This is a genomic window from Enterococcus sp. AZ156 (assembly GCF_051714165.1).
Taxonomy (GTDB): domain Bacteria; phylum Bacillota; class Bacilli; order Lactobacillales; family Enterococcaceae; genus Enterococcus_B; species Enterococcus_B pernyi.
The window spans coordinates 1,497,779-1,512,255 of the sequence record NZ_JBIORI010000001.1 but is presented as its reverse complement, the minus strand read 5'-3'; the positions used below and the strand labels follow the sequence as shown (position 1 = coordinate 1,512,255).

Genomic DNA, 14,477 nt, shown 5'->3' with positions numbered 1-14,477 from the left:
GCAATCATGCCTTATATGCTTCAGAATGATCCATTCAGATGATTGATGAAAAAAGAGCCAAGGAATCGGGTTTCTCCTTGGCTTTTTTTATACTTAGGAGGAGTAAAATGAAAAGGATAGGAACCAGTTTACTCATTGTCTGTTCGATGTTGCTTTTCTTTACCGGTTGTACAAATCAAGAGACAAAAAAAGCTGACCCAAAACCGTCATCCATGGTGACGAATGAAACAGCAACTATCACCTTGCAAGAAGATGGGGTTGATACCTTAGTAAAAAAAGTGACGTTCCATACAGGAGAAAATTTACTGGACGTGTTGGAACAAAACTTTAGTGTGGAAGAAGACAAAGGATTTATCACCTCGATCAATGGTCAGAGCCAAAATACCGAAGAGAAAAAATATTGGATGTTCAGTGTGGATGGTAAAAATACAAAAGTAGGCGCAAAAGAAACTATATTAAAAAATAATCAAACCGTCATCTTTAATTTAGATACTCTTTGATGTTGTTAAGAATGAAGGGAAGAAAAAGCAATGGAGAATTTGAAGAAGAGCGGAATGTTTTCTGTATTGGCAGCGTTAGGTGCCAACCTCTTAGTTGCGTTTAGTAAATTTGTCGGTTATGCCATCAGTGGCAGTGCCGCTATGTTGAATGAAAGTATCCATAGTATCGTTGACTGTAGCAATCAAGTATTACTACTAGTCGGTGACAAACGTGCGAATCGTGGTCAAAGCGAATTACATCAATTTGGCGAAGGACGAGCAAAGTATTTTTTCAGTACGATTGTTGCCATGATGTTGTTTTTTGGTGGGGGCGCGCTAGGTGTGATGGAAGCTTTTGAAAAACTTACCCATCCCGCCCACGAAGTTGGTAATCCTTGGATCGTCATCCTGATTCTATTATTTGGTCTAGCTGTAGAAGGGAGTTCATTACGAATCGCGATGAAAGAAATCCGCGAATTGAACACTGAAAACCTTTCAATCATGCGCTTTTTACGCGAAAGTCGCCACAGTGAGATCCTCGTGATCTTCACCGAAGATCTCTGTGCTGTAATTGGTCTTGTTCTTGCTTTAGTCGGCACCGGATTGACTATGGTGACAGGGATTGCAGCTTTTGATGCCATCAGTGGACTATTGATCGGCTTTCTATTGATGGGTGCTGCTATCTTTCTGGCAAAAGAATTTTATAGTTTGATTATTGGCGAGAGCGTGACTACAACAGATTTGAAAAAGATCAAATTTGCTTTTGAGCGAAATGAAGTGAATCGCGTCATTGATATCAAAACTGTGCATTTAAGTCCGACAGAGATTTTAGTTGCGGCAAAAATCGATCTATTTGAGAGTAAAGAATATCAAGTACACATGATCATCAATGATATTGAACGGACGATCCGTGAACAATTAAAGGATAAAAAAATCTATATTTACATTGAAACAGATAAATATGATCCAAATTATTCGCAAATAAAGAAAACACAAGAAAATATGATAGAGAACGTCGAGAAATAATTTAGAAACTAGTGTTATTTTTTACTTATAAAAAAGTTTGATGTCAAAAAAATAACTCGTTTATTTATAGTGTAAAATCATCTGAAAGGTAGGAGGAAAATGAATTTCATCTTATCTTTTTCGATGATTTTTATTTTTTTTAATCGTTCTCCTTTGAAAATGAGAAAAATATCATGTTGTTTAACGATAAAACGGCTACATTTTTATTTATTTATGTTACAATTAGTCCGCTATTTATTTGTTGTAAATTGAAGGAGATATCGTTAATGAATAAACAGAAACGGGCGCCTTGGCAGGATTCGCTACATGCTTCGTTGCCACTTTGCCTTAGTTATATCCCAGTTGGGTTAGCTTGCGGAGTATTACTGCAGCAAGTTGGCTTTGATCCACTCTTAGCTGGTCTATTATCTATCTTAGTATTTTCTGGTGGCGCACAATTCTTAGTTGCCTCTATGTTAGCCACACAAGCGCCATTTTCAACTACACTTTTGATGGTTTTTTTCTTAGAACTACGGTATATTTTGCTAGGGTCGAGTCTTTCAGGCTTTATGAAGAAAGAAAAGCGATTCTTTTTAGCTGTGTTCTCTCAATCATTGAATGACGAAAATTATGCCGTCAACTATTTGAAGTATTCTACTGATCCCACTTGGGACAAGCGAAAAGCTTTATATGTCAATTGGTTTTCAATGGGGGCTTGGGCGATTAGCAACATGGTCGGAAATATTTTTGGATCAGTGATCCGAGTGGATACGGATTTGGTGCATTTTGCCTTAACTGCTATGTTTATTTTTATGTTCATCATGCAAATGAAAAATGCTTTACTCATCTTCACAGGGATCTTTTCTGGGATACTCAGTGTCATATTCATGGTACTTTTCCAAAACACTTTCGGTTTGATCGTTGCAACATTGATTGCTTCTTCAGCAGGTTTTGTATTAGAAAGAGCCTTCAAGAAGGAAAAAGAAAAGAAATCCAGCAAAGAGACCCAACCTTTGAATGAGCCATTGTTCCATTTCCCAGAACAGGAGGTGCAACATCATGACTGAGTGGTACTTGTTGTTATTGGTGATCAGCTTATTTGTCGTTGCCTACATTCCACGAGTTTTTCCTATGCTTTATTTTACACATCGAAAAGTGCCTAAATGGTTTAGCGAATGGATGAAATATGTACCAGTTGCTTTGTTTGCAGCGTTGGCCTTCAAAGATGTTTTTATCACGCATGAACATTTAGATATTGCGTGGAACATCAAAATCGTTGCGATGCTATTTGTCGCAGGTGTTGCTTATAAAACCCGCTCAATGGCTTTGTCTGTCATTACAGGACTTGCTTCTTTGTTTTTATTATCAATGTTATAGAATTTCTTAAGCTTCTCCAAAAAATTGGGAAGCTTATTTTTTTGTTTTCCTCAACGAGTTGTCCTCCAAGTTTTTTTTGTTATAATAGGGAAGATGTTTATTCTAATAGAGATAGATGAGGTTGACATATGAATAAGAAATTGATGCAAGGGACATTTTGGCTTACCTTTGCCAATCTACTTTGTAAAGTTTTAGGTGTCGTTTATTTGATTCCTTGGTTAAGTATGATGGGGAACAATCAAGATGGCATGTTAGCAACTACCCTTTATAATGTGGGCTATTTACCATATGGCCTTTTCCTGATGTTAGGTACAGTCGGGTTTCCAAATGCGATAGCAAAAAAAGTGGCGGTGGCGACGAAAAAAGGGGATGAACAAGCTTGTCGGGTCATTTTTCGCAGTACGATCAATATCATGTTCGTTATCGGGATCATATCTGCTTTATTGATGTATTTGTTTGCTCCCGCTTTGGCAAAAATCAGTCCGATCTCGAATGTCGATAACGGTATTTTGGCGATTCGTAGTCTCTGTCCTTCCTTAGTAGCGATCCCAGTATTAAGTGCGATGCGAGGTTACTTCCAAGGGAAAAATCATCTTCGCCCTTACGGTACTTCCTTGATCATTGAACAGGTAGTCCGTGTAATCGTGATCTTAGCTGGTACGTATTATTTGCGTGTGTTGACAGATGGCACGATTGTGCAAGCGGTATTGATCAGTACTGTTGCTTCTTTCTTCGGTGGACTAGCAGCTATTGGTCATATGTTTGTTATTGGACGGCAAAACGATTATTTCCGTTTAAAAGATTTCTGGATCTCAAGTCGCTATTTCCAAAAAGACAATCGTTCTGCGTCTGTTTCGATCATTCGAGAAACCTTACCGTTCATCTATGTTGGTTCGGTGATCACGATTGTACAAATGATCGATCAGGTGACGATGAAACCATTCTTACATTTGTTCAGACCAGAAATTGCAGACCAGCAACTCGAATTTTTGTTTAGTCGTGCATCAGTCAATCCGAACAAATTGACACTGATCTTGATTTCAATGGTCGGAACGGTCGCAATCAGTAGTCTGCCGATCCTGAGTACATTAGGAAAAAAAGACCGACTACAGATTGAAAAAACAGTCGGGGACAGCTTCTCGATTGCTTTATTGATCCTTTTGCCTTCGTTAGCAGGGATGTCCTTATTAGCAGGACCATTATACACCTTGTTTTTTGGCTATGATCCAGAGAGTGTCGGGTACTTCCAAATGGCGCTTCTAGCTTCCTTGTTCTTCTCGTTGTTTACGATTTTATCGACGATGCTCCAATCATTGAATCATCATTTGGTTGCTATCAAACTGACAACAGAAGCCATTATTTTAAAAGTCGTATTCCAAGCGATTGGGTTAGCTTTATTTGGCGGATACGGAATGAGTTTATCTAATACAGTGGCTTTTGCTTTTGTGTTTGTTCGTGGATATCTTTATTTATCAAAAGAATACCGCATCTCGCCATTCGCAAAGATCAGTCATTTCTTCTTGAAGACGTTTCGTTCGACAATGGCCATGTTGCTTCTGTGCTGCATTCTTTTCTTCGTTTTGAGTCTTTCCCTATCCATGACATCAAAAACGCATGCAGTCATTTATTGTGTGGTGATTGGCGGTGTCGGTGGCTTGACGTTTGCCTTTGCCCAGTTTGGTAGAAACGCCATGCAGATGGTCAAGAATTTCAGACGATAAGGGGATGCTTTGGCAAGCACCAGTGGTTCTATAGCTAACTAAGAGTGCAAGCTAATTTCGGATAATAAGTCAGGACTTGAGAAAAATTTTCTAGTCCTGGCTTTTATTCATTCTAATAAATAATGAAAGTGATAAAAACCTTAGATTTTAATAAAAAACATGGGTTGCTTTTTCTATAATCTGGACAAAGGTTCAAATCTTTTCTTACTTATGATATAGTATTAAGGACTGGTAAAATTCTTTGAAACGAGGAACTTAAATAAATGAAATTAGCAATCGTAACTGACAGTACAGCTTTCCTGCCAACACGTATCAAAAACCATCCTGATTTATATGTGATTCCTATTCCTGTGATCTTGGATGGAAAAATTTATAACGAAGGCATTGACATCGAAGCAGACGAATATTACGGACTATTGAAAAACAGTAAAGATTTTCCAACAACTTCCCAACCTGCTGTAGGTGAAGTTTTGGCACTATATGAAGAACTGAAAACCAAAGGCTATGATACGATCTTAAGCATACACTTATCAAGTGGGATTTCTGGATTCGTCAATACATTATTCGCGATGAAAGACGACGTCAAAGAGATGACGATTATTCCTTATGATTCGAAAATCACCAGTATGCCAATGGGGCATATGGTCGAATCTGCTTTAGACTTGAATGATAAAGGTTATTCACTTGAAGCCATTTTAGCTCACATCGATCGAATTAGAGACAATACATACGCCTATTTGATCGTTGATGACTTGAACAACTTAGTCCGCGGAGGTCGCTTGACTAATGGGGCTGCGCTGATCGGGGGACTATTGAAAATCAAACCGATCCTTACTTTTTCAGAAGGTAAGATCATCTTATTCGAGAAGATCCGTTCAAGTAAAAAAGCTTTTGCCCGTGCAGAGCAAATCATTGGCAAACGAAATGAAGAAATTAAGCCACCAGTAAAATTATATGTGATCCATGCAAACAATTTAGAAGTTGCCGAAGAAGAAAAAGCAAAACTTCAAAAACAATACCCACAAGCAGAAATCGAGATCGGCCATTTTGGTCCAGTGATCGGTAGTCACTTGGGTGAAAAAGCGATCGGTATTGCGATCTCTGCACAATAAATAGGGCAGAAAGCAAAAACACAAAGAAAAGAAACAGTTTGAGCAATGACTTGCTTGGACTGTTTTTTTGCATTTCTACCCTAATTAATTTATACTATCTTTAATTATCTAGTAATTTACTAAATCACTAAATTACTAAAAAGGAGTAGAGAAGGATGGAAATACCAACAAATTTGAAACATAAACCAGTGATCGTCGTTGAAGATTATGATAAAGTTGATGGCAGAAATGCCTTGCATACAGATGCAAAAGGACTGTCTTTAGGATTAGCTCAGTGGAATGATCGAGGCAAAGTCGATATCTCAGGAAAAGTGTGGCGTCATACAGGTGAAAAGTGGTCACGTCAATCGGAAGAATTACCGATCACTCGTATCCTTGACTTAGCGATCTTAGTGGCGCAAGGAAGTGTATACTTCCAAGATGCTTACCGCCATGAAAAATTTTACGACCCTGAAAATCCTGTCGTTGATATCATCGGTTTGCAAGGAAACCGGATGACGGTGGAAGTGGACACGAAAAACCCTAAAATCGATGAAGATATCATGTTATACTACGATGCTTTACAAAAAGATGGCGAATTACTTGGTGAACGTTTTCGTATCTTGAAACGTCTATTAGATGATCTAGGGTATTAATGTTATAAGGAAGTGTTTAATCATGGAAAACTTTTCACTCACCGATCAACGAACGTTTACGCCGATCGAAAAACAAATGATCTGGAAAAAACCGACAAGTCATCAAACAAGTGCTGAAGAGCTGCGTATTGCAACTGAAATCAAAGCAAACTGGCTAGATCCGGAAATGAAAATCAGCAATGTGCTATTGGAAGGAGATGCAGGTTCTGGGAAAACGCAATTAGCCAAAGCATTATCCTGTGATCTGCAGTTACCTTATACGAAAGTAACATGCTTTGCTGATATGGATAAATCAGATGTCTTTGGTGCGTTACTACCTGTCATTGATTCAGACCAAGAAGAGGATCAAGAGTTATTGACCGCTATTTATCAAACGGATACATTATCTGCGGTATTGACGTTGATCGAACAATATTACTCCGTCGATCAACAAACAGCCAAACAGAAATTAGCCGATCTCGTGCAACGAATCGAAAACAACGAAGAAAGTACGATCCACTACAAATACTATCCGTCAGAAATCGTTCGTGCGATCGAAAAGGGTTATCTTTTAGAAATCCAAGAACCAACGGTGATACGTGATGCTTCGGTTCTTGTTGCCTTGAACTCTGCCTTAGAAACGAACGGTTTGTTGAACTTACCTACTGGTGTGATCAAACGCCACCCTGATTGTATCATCATCATTACAACCAATCGCAACTACCAAGGAAACCGACCGTTGAATGAATCGCTTCGAGATCGTATGCAACATGCTGAGAAAATGGACCTGCCAGAGCTTTCAGTCATGGTGGAACGCGCTATCAGCAAGACACAAGTCAAAGAGCCGACACTTTTTTTGAAAATGGCAGAAGTGATCCGTTTGTTAGATGAAACTGCCAAAGCAAATGCTATCAAAGGTGTGGCAGGTATGCGTTCTTATTTTTATTGGGTCAATACAATGAAACAAAATCAAGACATTTTCGTATCGCTCTATCCTAAAGTCTTATATAAACTGACGACTGATCCAGATGAATTACACATTTTGACGACTGCACTAACTGATAGTGGGCTTTTAGATGAACTCAGAGAATTGCTTCGACAAAAGAAATGGGGGGACTTATCAGACGAATCCCCACGAACCAAAGGACGGACAATTCGTGCAGAAGAAGCGATAGAACGTCAAATCGATCAGTTGGCAGAAGAAACAACATCCCTTGCTGAACAACCCTCAGAAAAAGAGGAAGTGTTACCAGAAGAGCAGACAAAGGAAGCAGCGGCGAAAGAAGAAACCCCGATAGACACGTTACCTTTATCGGAAGAGCGGAGCCAGGAAGTCGAAGGACGAAGTCAACAACAAAACCAAGCAGATGATGAATCCCAAGAGATGTCAGCTTCAGATATGGAAGCCTTAGACAAGCAACTCAAGCGTGAACTCAATAAAGAAGCGCGGCAGCTGATGAAAGGTACGATCCATGAAAAAGAAGGAATGATCGTTCATCGCCCTAAGTTTGCTGTCATAAATCCTGAAGTAGCGACTATCCGACAAGAAATCGATCCGATCGTGGATTCATTGAGTCGGCAAATCCTTGATCTTTTGGAAAATGAACAAAGCGAAACTTATCAAAAAGGAAAGTACGAAGGCCAACGTTTTAATGCTAGTCGAGTAGCTTATGGTGATTTACGGCAATTTGATAAAAAAAATCCCCCTCACGAACAACCTTCTTTGGCAGTGGCTCTACGAATCGATGAATCTGGTTCGATGGTTCGTGAAGACCGCATGTTAGCTGCAAAAAAAGCCGCATTTGCTATTTCCGCATTTGCTAAAAAAGTACGTATTCCTTTATTGATCTACGGGGATACAGCAGATGTTTCGACAAGAGAAAAGACATCTGTCTTTTCGTACAAAGAATTTTCAGATTCATTTGAGTGGTTGGAACAGAAATTAGTGACTATGAAGCCAAGACAAAATAATCGTGATGGTGCAGTGTTGCGTCTGATCGCTGGAAAGCTGACAGAACAACCTGCGACAACCAAACTGATCGTCAACATCAGTGATGGCCAACCAAAAGCGTTACCTGATTATACAGGCGCTAAAGCAAAAAAAGATATCCAAGAAGTCTTGACCGAATATGAACGCCAAGGTATCGTCTTTATTTCTGCGGCAATTGGACAAGATAAGGAAGAAATCAAAGAAATCTATGGCGCAAGTCGCTTCGTCGATATTACCGATTTATCGACATTTCCTAAACAATTGATCCAATTGATTTCTCGTTATTTATAAATATTAAGCGAATATCAAAGATGATGCGTCACTCATGGTCTTTGATGTTCGCTTTTTTGAGTTCTTTCATTTATGATAAGCACTACTCCAACTGATGTAAGCATGAAAAAAGTTAACGGTAACAAATATGTAACCGTTTGAAATTGAGCTATAATAAAGAAAAAAGGGGGATAAGCATGAAGCAGTCAGAAAAGTGGTGGAAAGAAGCAGTTGGGTATCAAATCTACCCAGCGAGCTTTAAAGATAGCGACAACGACGGTATCGGTGATATCAACGGCATTCGCGAAAAACTTAGCTATTTGAAAGAGTTAGGGATCGACTTTATTTGGATCAACCCTATTTATCAGTCACCATTTGTCGATAACGGCTATGATATCAGCGATTATCAAGCAATCCTTGAGAAGTTTGGTACAATGGATGAGTTTGATGCCTTATTAGCTGAAGCCCATCAGATGGGGATAAAGATCATCATGGATCTCGTCATCAATCATAGTTCTGATCAGCATGAATGGTTTATTGAATCTCGCCAGTCAGTCGATAACCCTTACCGTGATTACTACATTTGGATCGATGGCACACCTGATCAAGCCCCAAATGAATGGCAGTCGATCTTTGGCGGTTCAGCTTGGCAATACGATGAACAAACTGGTCAATACTACTTACACATTTTTGCAAAAGAACAACCTGACTTGAACTGGGAAAGTGACAAGTTAAAAGCTGAACTCTTCACGATGATCCGCTGGTGGTTAGATAAAGGGATCGATGGTTTCCGCTTAGATGCCATTTCTCATGTAAAAAAAGATGAATACTCCGTCAAGGCAACTGAGAACCCATTTTCTCCTTTTCAAAATGTCTCCGGTATTGAAGATCATTTGACAGAATTAAAAAATGTCTTTGATGAATACGATATTATGACGGTAGGAGAAGCAAGTGGGGTATCTGCAAACGAAGGACCTGAGTGGGTAGGCGAAAATGGCTATTTTGATATGATTTTTGAGTTTGACCATATTTCGATCTGGAAACATGAAAAAGACGGTGATCTAGATGTATTGAGTTTGAAACAATCATTGAGCGCTTGGCAACGAGCACTGGATGGTAAAGGTTGGAATGCTCTTTATATGGAAAACCATGACGTGCCAAGATGTGTGTCTGTCTTTGGAGATACGTCTCCTGCGTATTGGCAAGTTTCTGCAAAAGCAATCGCCATGATGTATTTCTTTTTACAAGGTACGCCATTTATTTATCAAGGACAAGAAATCGGTATGACGAATCTACCATTTTCCTCTATTGATGAGATCGATGCAGTGGATTCGAAAAGACTCTATCAACAATTGCTTGATGAAGGACGTTCTGAAGAAGAAGCATTGGATATCGTAGCCAATACCACAAGAGATAATAGTCGTACACCGATGCAATGGGATGATCATTCGTATGCTGGTTTTTCTAAGGTTGCCCCTTGGTTACTGGTCAATCCGAATTATCAAATGATCAACGTCGCTGATCAAACCAATGACCCAGAATCGATTTTATCTTTTTACAAAAAAATGATTACCCTACGTCGAGAAAACAAAGGGTTGATTTATGGTAGTTTCAATGAATATCTTCCTGAAAATGAACAGCTCTTTGTATACGAACGAGTCCTAGATGAAGAACGTTATCTGATCATCGTCAACTTGACTGATGAAGCAGCGACTTATACCTTACCAACGGAAATCGAAACAAATTGGGAAGTATTATTGGAAAATCAACCCGGTCAAGAATTTCAATCAAGTGGTACATTCGCCCCTTATGAAGCGCGCCTTTATCGAAAAATTTAGCTCACATGAAAAAACTACGAACGTAAGAAAGGGAACAATTCTCTTATTCGTTCGTAGTTTTTTCTTATTCGTATTGCGCGCGAGGTCCGCCAATGTATTTAGGACGAGACCGTAAAGCAGTGACATGTGCATGACCCAATGTGTTAGAACGAGGACGTACAGGCACTTGAACATGTTTGATGTGCATCCCGATCGCAGTATCACCGATGTCGATTCCTGCTTGAGCAACGACATGTTCCACTTCGACAGGATCGCTGAATTGTTCAAATGCTGCAACTGAGCAGGCACCTCCTGCATGGAGTGCCGGAATGACAGAGACGATCTCAAATTGTTTCTTTTCCGCTACTGGACGTTCGACGACTAATGCTCGATTAAGGTGTTCGCAGCCTTGGACTGCTAACGAAATGTCCAGAGGGTCTAATTGTTCTTTCAATGTTTCGATGACCCATTGTCCGATTTCTGCATTTGAGTTTTTACCAATATGTCCACCAACAATTTCACTGGTACTGCATCCTACAACGAATAGATCGCCTGCTTTAAGATTGGCTTCATTGAGAACGTCCGAAACCATTTCAGATAATTGCTGTTTGAAACTGTCTTTTGATACTTCCATTTTCAATTCATCCTTTTTACTTATTTTTTACCGTTGATTGTTGCAGAGGTAAACGCATCAATGCCTTTGTAAGTGGGATCGCCACCACGATACCGACAATGTTTTGGACCAAATTACTTGGTAGCGATGCGACACCGACTGGCCAGTCATAAAGCAACCAACTGGCAAAGAAGTAGCCAGCAACCATGATGATCGTTCCAAGTGATAAACCAAAGCCCCAACGCACAGAACCTTTACCCGCAAAATAGCCAGCAACCAGTCCTTGTAAGCCATGGATCAATAAAGAGAAAATCGCCCATTGGGGATAGCCGGATAATAAATCAATAAACAAACCACTTCCTGCACCAACAATCAATCCACCCATCGGCCCGAACAGAGCAGCTGCCGTATAAATGCCAACTTCACATAAGGTGACAAATCCGTTGGTTCCAGGTATTGGAATCAAGATGACCAAAGAAACCCCCACAGTTAAAGCCATCAGCATGGCATAAATCGCAATTTTTTTAGTATTCATTCGTTATTTCCACTCCTTTTCCTTTTGACCAAACACTTCCTGTTTGATCATTCATCATGACACCATTCAAGATACAGTCATAAACAAAATCCTTACTCCGGGCAACAGCATCCGCCAAAGGATAATCTAAGACCAGATTTGCGGCAATCGCGGAAGCAAATGTACATCCTGCACCGTTGACAGTCTGTTCATCTAACTTTTCCCGTCTAAATGAGATTGTTTCATTTCCGTTGAATAAAACATCCAATGCTTTGTTACCGATAATCCCAGTACCACCTTTGATCACTACGTTCCTAGCACCTAGTGAATGGATATATTTTGCACAATCGGTCATTTGGAGAAAAGTTTGAACGGGTTGGCCATAAAGCAGGGAGGCTTCTTTCAAATTCGGGGTCAATACATCCGCAAAAGGAAATAACTCCTGTATCATTTTTTGCATATAAGCTTGATTCAAGGTATTTGCTGTTTCCTTAAAGGCAAACACAGGATCGATCACAATGGGAACATCCTCAAAATATGTAAGGAAATCCTTCACAACGTCAATGGCTTCCAATGAATGTAATAAGCCAATTTTTATGCCATCTAAATCTGTCATACGTCGAATCGAATCTAGCTGCTTGGCTAACCATTCAGGCGGGATCGTCTCTAATATAAACGAACCATCTGAGTCAAGCATTCCGATACAGGTCAATGCACTCATCCCAAAAATATGATGGTTTTCAAATGTCTTTAAATCGGACTGTATGCCGCCACCAGCAAACGGATCAGATCCTCCAATCGTTACTATTTTTTTCACTTTTATCCCTCCACAAAAAGAGTATACCTTGTTCGAATAAAAAGAAAAACAGCCAATTGGCAGATTATCAAGTCAGCCACTTTATATAGAAAAAAGAAAAGAAATCTATATACAAAAAAACAAGCACTTTCCTAACTACAGGAAAAGTACTTGTCTGGACTATTGGAGGAGATAATTATTGATTTGCTTCTTTAAATTCCTTTTCAATTTGTAACCGTTGGACTTTCATGGTTGCTGTTCTTGGAATATCTTCGTAAGCACGAATGATCGGTGTGTTCAAACGTGGCAATTCATGGACTTGGTTCCACCAACGATCCCAATCCATCTCTTGATTCGGCGCTAAAGCAATGATTGGTTGTGGTGAATTATCTTTATCACGAACGATGACGACTTCAGCTAAAAATTCCAATGAATCCAACAAATAATCTTCGATCGCTAATGTACTATTGATCGTATCGATCAAGTCAACTTGACGATCTTTCAGATGTAGATGGCCATTTTCATCGATACAACCATAATCGCCGCTATCCCACCAAACACCATACACATTTTCTTGAAATCGAGCATCTTCTTTATAATAAGTCAATGCACGGCCTTTTGATAACAAGTGGATGTGACCATCTGTGTTCGCCGGTAGTTCATTGCCTTCTTCATCAGTGATCCTTGCTTTGGTCAAGTCACCTAACCCGACACCCATATCACGTGCGTCACTTGTTTTTAAGCTCTCCAAAGTATGAGCTTTCAAAATCATCGGTCCACATTCACTTTGTCCGTAGACTTGCAAAAAGATTGCTTCTTTTGTTGCTGACGTTTGAAGGAATACTTCCATTGTCTGATTGTTGATGGCATCAAATGTAGAGTGGTAGTAGCGAATACCTGAAAAAGCTTCTGGATGCTCTCTAGCAGTGAAACTCCACTGAACAAAGTTATTTGGATGTGTCTCTAAAGCAATTGGCGGATTCTCTAATAACAGTTTTACCACATGTTCACCTTGAGGATCTGCGATTGGCATCATCGGAAAGCCCATTGCCATAAGAGAAGAGATGCCGATGTTGAATCGTGAATGAACCGGCGAAATATGAAAAGCGACTAATTTCTTCTCGGTGATCTTAGTAAATACCATTTTTTGCCACTTTGTCCGCCAGCCCATTGAATGTGCAGAGTGGCAAATCAATTTAGGAATGCCGGTCGTGCCTGAAGTGTGAGTCATATAAGAGATTTCATCATTATCTAATTTCTTTTGTGCCACAGGAGTTGCGGGTTGTTTGAGCAAATCAGCGACAGCCAATTGTTTGCTCTTCGTGCCGTTAGTGATACCTGCAACGCGTTCACTTGTAACTTCGTCAAATAAGATAAAAGGATCTTCCAAACGATCAACAAATACTTCTAAAGTACTTGTTGGTAAATGGTAGGAAGGCATGACAGGAATTGCACCTAGATAAGAGGCAGCAACGGCCATCAAGTAGGTATCAAAAGCAGAGCTTTTGTAGATCATGATCTTGTCACCAAGTGTCACACCTAAACTAGCCAGTTGGTAGGCACGTGTTACTACTAATTCATGACATTCGCTGTAAGTGCTTTTAAAACCAAGCTCCGGAAAAGCCACTAATATCTGATCAAAAATCATTGGGACATCAGGTGTGCGTTCAGCAGCTTCTTGAAAATTCGTATAAAGATTAAGTGGGGTATAGTCGATTGTTTCCATCTTTCACGCTCCATAAATAAATTTGTTAATAAATGTACAAAGTCTTAAAATATGATAGCATATCCACAATCTAAATAACAGAAAAACCTAGATGTAAAGTTATCTTTTGGATTGAGAGGGCAGATTGGATGAAAAATGCACAATATCCATATGAGGTGACGTAAGGTTTTTTTGAGAAAATGCTTGACCACTCGCTTTTTATAAAGGATTTATCAATCATTTTTTTGTTTTTTTCAAAAAAATGTACTTATAATCAGTTATTTTTTTAATAAGATAAACGAAAATAATAGATATACTATTTGAATTAATCAGCTGTATTGAAAAGGAATGAAAAAATGTAAATCGAAGAACATCGTAAAGCAGTCGGTACATTTGAGAATAAGCGCAATAAAAATTCTGAACAAAATGCTAAGCAAGAATCAGTCAATGTAAAATGAACAGTT

General features: G+C 39.3%; 13 protein-coding genes. 9 read left to right on the top strand and 4 right to left on the bottom strand.

Annotated features, from left to right (window positions below; all coding sequences use genetic code 11):
- The first annotated feature begins 107 nt into the window (after window positions 1-107).
- From IGJ95_RS07210 to IGJ95_RS07170, 9 genes are all read left to right on the top strand, one after another.
- Complete coding sequence (locus tag IGJ95_RS07210) at window positions 108-500, top strand: DUF4430 domain-containing protein (RefSeq protein ID WP_153829825.1); 393 nt, start codon at window positions 108-110, stop codon at window positions 498-500.
- 30 nt (window positions 501-530) lie between these two features.
- On the top strand, window positions 531-1,505 hold the full coding sequence (locus IGJ95_RS07205) for a cation diffusion facilitator family transporter (RefSeq protein WP_023519677.1): 975 nt from the start codon (window positions 531-533) through the stop codon (window positions 1,503-1,505).
- A gap of 266 nt (window positions 1,506-1,771) precedes the next feature.
- Window positions 1,772-2,551 (top strand): AzlC family ABC transporter permease, encoded by a 780-nt coding sequence (locus IGJ95_RS07200; RefSeq protein ID WP_010735444.1) that lies wholly within the window; start codon window positions 1,772-1,774, stop codon window positions 2,549-2,551.
- Window positions 2,544-2,861 carry an AzlD domain-containing protein gene (locus IGJ95_RS07195; protein ID WP_010735445.1) on the top strand — a complete coding sequence of 106 codons (318 nt, stop codon included), beginning with the start codon at window positions 2,544-2,546 and terminating at the stop codon, window positions 2,859-2,861. Before IGJ95_RS07200 ends, IGJ95_RS07195 begins: the two co-directional genes overlap by 8 nt.
- Window positions 2,862-2,989: 128 nt before the next feature.
- Window positions 2,990-4,582 (top strand): polysaccharide biosynthesis protein, encoded by a 1,593-nt coding sequence (locus IGJ95_RS07190; RefSeq protein WP_010735446.1) that lies wholly within the window; start codon window positions 2,990-2,992, stop codon window positions 4,580-4,582.
- A 263-nt stretch (window positions 4,583-4,845) separates the two neighbouring features.
- Entirely contained in the window at window positions 4,846-5,694 is an 849-nt protein-coding gene (locus IGJ95_RS07185) for a DegV family protein (RefSeq protein ID WP_010735447.1), read from the top strand.
- 155 nt (window positions 5,695-5,849) lie between these two features.
- The gene (locus tag IGJ95_RS07180; RefSeq protein WP_010735448.1) at window positions 5,850-6,329 is read left to right on the top strand and encodes a DUF6530 family protein; all 480 of its coding nucleotides are present in this window, start codon (window positions 5,850-5,852) and stop codon (window positions 6,327-6,329) included.
- Between the two features lie 22 nt (window positions 6,330-6,351).
- On the top strand, window positions 6,352-8,589 hold the full coding sequence (locus IGJ95_RS07175; protein WP_153829826.1) for an AAA family ATPase: 2,238 nt from the start codon (window positions 6,352-6,354) through the stop codon (window positions 8,587-8,589).
- A 176-nt stretch (window positions 8,590-8,765) separates the two neighbouring features.
- Window positions 8,766-10,406 (top strand): glycoside hydrolase family 13 protein, encoded by a 1,641-nt coding sequence (locus IGJ95_RS07170; RefSeq protein ID WP_194179843.1) that lies wholly within the window; start codon window positions 8,766-8,768, stop codon window positions 10,404-10,406.
- A 64-nt stretch (window positions 10,407-10,470) separates the two neighbouring features.
- Here IGJ95_RS07170 and IGJ95_RS07165 read toward each other — a convergent pair whose 3' ends face one another.
- The 4 genes from IGJ95_RS07165 to IGJ95_RS07150 all read right to left on the bottom strand — a co-directional run bounded on the left by IGJ95_RS07165 (window position 10,471) and on the right by IGJ95_RS07150 (window position 14,034).
- On the bottom strand, window positions 10,471-11,019 hold the full coding sequence (locus IGJ95_RS07165; RefSeq protein WP_077151324.1) for a TIGR01440 family protein: 549 nt from the start codon (window positions 11,017-11,019) through the stop codon (window positions 10,471-10,473).
- A 16-nt stretch (window positions 11,020-11,035) separates the two neighbouring features.
- Window positions 11,036-11,533 carry an ECF transporter S component gene (locus tag IGJ95_RS07160; RefSeq protein WP_153829828.1) on the bottom strand — a complete coding sequence of 166 codons (498 nt, stop codon included), beginning with the start codon at window positions 11,531-11,533 and terminating at the stop codon, window positions 11,036-11,038.
- A complete protein-coding gene (locus tag IGJ95_RS07155; RefSeq protein ID WP_023519672.1) occupies window positions 11,523-12,329 on the bottom strand; it encodes a bifunctional hydroxymethylpyrimidine kinase/phosphomethylpyrimidine kinase in 807 nt (268 codons plus the stop codon). The genes IGJ95_RS07160 and IGJ95_RS07155 overlap by 11 nt, the downstream gene beginning before the upstream one ends.
- Before the next feature lie 175 nt (window positions 12,330-12,504).
- Window positions 12,505-14,034: an AMP-binding protein gene (locus tag IGJ95_RS07150; RefSeq protein ID WP_153829829.1), complete on the bottom strand. Its 1,530-nt coding sequence runs from the start codon at window positions 14,032-14,034 to the stop codon at window positions 12,505-12,507.
- Window positions 14,035-14,477: the final 443 nt, after the last annotated feature.

What these genes read in the sequence shown, in the direction of transcription:
- IGJ95_RS07210 (WP_153829825.1), top strand. Translation starts at nt 108, where the DNA reads ATGAAAAGGATAGGAACCAGTTTACTCATTGTCTGTTCGATGTTGCTT.
- IGJ95_RS07205 (WP_023519677.1), top strand. Translation starts at nt 531, where the DNA reads ATGGAGAATTTGAAGAAGAGCGGAATGTTTTCTGTATTGGCAGCGTTA.
- IGJ95_RS07200 (WP_010735444.1), top strand. Translation starts at nt 1,772, where the DNA reads ATGAATAAACAGAAACGGGCGCCTTGGCAGGATTCGCTACATGCTTCG.
- IGJ95_RS07195 (WP_010735445.1), top strand. Translation starts at nt 2,544, where the DNA reads ATGACTGAGTGGTACTTGTTGTTATTGGTGATCAGCTTATTTGTCGTT.
- IGJ95_RS07190 (WP_010735446.1), top strand. Translation starts at nt 2,990, where the DNA reads ATGAATAAGAAATTGATGCAAGGGACATTTTGGCTTACCTTTGCCAAT.
- IGJ95_RS07185 (WP_010735447.1), top strand. Translation starts at nt 4,846, where the DNA reads ATGAAATTAGCAATCGTAACTGACAGTACAGCTTTCCTGCCAACACGT.
- IGJ95_RS07180 (WP_010735448.1), top strand. Translation starts at nt 5,850, where the DNA reads ATGGAAATACCAACAAATTTGAAACATAAACCAGTGATCGTCGTTGAA.
- IGJ95_RS07175 (WP_153829826.1), top strand. Translation starts at nt 6,352, where the DNA reads ATGGAAAACTTTTCACTCACCGATCAACGAACGTTTACGCCGATCGAA.
- IGJ95_RS07170 (WP_194179843.1), top strand. Translation starts at nt 8,766, where the DNA reads ATGAAGCAGTCAGAAAAGTGGTGGAAAGAAGCAGTTGGGTATCAAATC.
- IGJ95_RS07165 (WP_077151324.1), bottom strand. Translation starts at nt 11,019, where the DNA reads ATGGAAGTATCAAAAGACAGTTTCAAACAGCAATTATCTGAAATGGTT.
- IGJ95_RS07160 (WP_153829828.1), bottom strand. Translation starts at nt 11,533, where the DNA reads ATGAATACTAAAAAAATTGCGATTTATGCCATGCTGATGGCTTTAACT.
- IGJ95_RS07150 (WP_153829829.1), bottom strand. Translation starts at nt 14,034, where the DNA reads ATGGAAACAATCGACTATACCCCACTTAATCTTTATACGAATTTTCAA.